General features: G+C 34.1%; 1 protein-coding gene and 1 tRNA gene. Both read left to right on the top strand.

The window, feature by feature from the left end; all coding sequences use genetic code 11:
* Positions 1-541: 541 nt before the first annotated feature.
* Positions 542-616 (top strand) — tRNA-Glu (locus BN338_RS06900).
* 768 nt (positions 617-1,384) lie between these two features.
* The coding region (locus tag BN338_RS06905) for an NADP-dependent isocitrate dehydrogenase (RefSeq protein WP_039760393.1) at positions 1,385-2,559 on the top strand (1,175 nt) is incomplete at its 3' end.

The raw sequence follows: 2,559 nt of genomic DNA on the forward strand, positions 1-2,559 counted from the left end.
GTAAACTCACAATCATATAAAAGTAAATTTGAGAAAAAAACAATTTTAAAGATATTTTATAAAACCTTCCTCAATATTTTTACATTTTATCATACGACTTTCTTTTTGTGAAATTGAAAGGAATCTATGGCTTATGCTTCAAAAGAAAACTTTTGAATGATTCGTACTATCTGTTAACTTGCTCATAAATGTGGCTTTCTACTTCATAAATTATAGGGTTTTGCTTTATGATAAATTCAACTGAGCAGCTTCCTTGTATAAAAGCTCTCTCAAGCAAGTTAAAGAATATTCACATATGCACGCATGAGATAAAAATGAATAAAATATGCAAAAAATATCATTCATTAAATACGATGTTCGCACAAAATTTTCTATCCCCCATGATAACTCTATATTTTTTCTACAAAAAATCTTAGAAAATAAAATGATCCCAACAAGAAACACTCAAAAATCATTCAATAAAGCACACTTTTTTCAAAAAAAATGCCCTAGAGGGCTTGCGAAGTAAAAAGATCCTCTCTATAAGCCTCATCATTGGTTTGCGCCCATCGTCTAGCGGTTAGGACATCGCCCTTTCACGGCGGAAACAGGGGTTCGATTCCCCTTGGGCGTACCATGTTTCTTTTTACTGTACGTAATCTTTTGATTTTATATATTTTTTAAAGGTGCAGGGTACGTAAATAAAGGTGAGGGAATAGAGTTTTCAAAGAAATCTCTCCGTAAAGAGATTGCAAGAATCGTCCTGTGATTAATTTATTTCTTCCATTTCAAGGACAGCATTTTATTATGCACAGTTAATGATAATAAATTAGAGAACTCTAGCTTGTTATAAAGCGAATTTATAAACTGTATTCATGCGTGTATTGTGAATTTTTAAATTAAAACCAGCAGCATCTTTTATGCATTTCTTTCAATCTTCAAAACTGAAATTTGCTTCAAAAACAGTATTTTAGATGAATCATTCCTCATTACAGGACCTTTGATCATATTAACTTTCTCTATAAACAAACAGGCTGTAATTTTAGAATCAAATGGCGAATGGCGATAGAAAAATAGATGTTTCCTCACGCAAGAAACCATAATTTAGAATAGGATCAACTTATCAAAATAATTAAATGAAAACTTTGATAATAAAAATATCCCTCTATCCCTAGTAATCTGCTCACTTTATCGATTAAATGAACTTTTTATCAGTTATATAATGATTATAGGTTTGTAAACACATCACTTCTTTTCAAAAATTAAACGCTTCAATAAAATTTTACACTCTATTGATCATATATTCTCATCCATATCCACATGCCCTTTTTCCCTTGTTTTTACTTTTCATTATAAACCCGAAAGTGCTATAAAGTAATATCACTTAAAAGAAAAAGGACTTCTAATGGCAAAGATCAAAGTAGAAAACCCCGTTGTTGAACTCGATGGGGATGAAATGACCCGTATCATCTGGAAATATATCAAAGATAAATTAGTCCATCCTTACCTCGACATTGATCTCAAATATTATGATCTTTCCGTCGAAAACCGTGATGCAACCAATGATCAGGTAACGATCGATTCTGCCAATGCTATCAAAAAATATGGGGTTGGTATAAAATGTGCTACCATCACACCTGATGAAGCACGTGTTAAAGAATTTAACCTAAAAAAAATGTGGAAATCACCCAATGGTACCATCCGCAATATTTTAGGAGGAGTTATTTTTCGCGAACCTATCATCTGCAAAAATGTTCCTCGCCTTGTTCCTAACTGGACAAAGCCAATTATTATCGGACGTCACGCTTTCGGAGATCAATATAAGGCGACAGATTTTAAATTCCCAGGCAAAGGGAAATTAAGTATTAAATTTGTCGGTGATGATAATCAAGTTATTGAGCATGATGTTTTTGATGCCCCAAGCGCAGGAGTTGCCATGGCGATGTATAACCTTGATGAGTCAATTCGTGATTTTGCCCGAGCATCTTTTAATTATGGACTCCAGCGAAATGTTCCAGTTTATCTTTCAACAAAAAATACCATTCTAAAAACTTACGATGGCCGTTTTAAAGATATCTTTCAAGAGATATTTGATACAGAATTCAAAGATGAATTTGAAAACCGTCAACTATATTACGAACACCGTCTCATTGATGATATGGTTGCTTCTGCATTAAAGTGGTCCGGTGGATATGTATGGGCATGTAAAAACTATGATGGTGATGTTCAATCTGATATTGTAGCCCAAGGCTTTGGTTCTCTTGGTCTCATGACTTCTGTTCTCATGACACCAGACGGTAAAGTTGTTGAAGCAGAGGCCGCACACGGCACCGTAACACGTCATTATCGTCAGCATCAAAAAGGTGAGGAAACATCAACAAATTCCATTGCCTCTATTTTTGCATGGACACGTGGATTAGCGCACCGTGCTAAACTAGATAACAATGAGAAATTAAAAAACTTTGCCACAACATTGGAAGAAGTTTGTATTAAAACCGTCGAAGAAGGTTTTATGACTAAAGATCTCGCACTTTTGATTGGACCCAAACAAAAATGGCTTTCTACAACAGGTTTTCTCGA

The organism is Bartonella queenslandensis AUST/NH15 (genome assembly GCF_000312585.1).
Lineage (GTDB): Bacteria > Pseudomonadota > Alphaproteobacteria > Rhizobiales > Rhizobiaceae > Bartonella > Bartonella queenslandensis_A.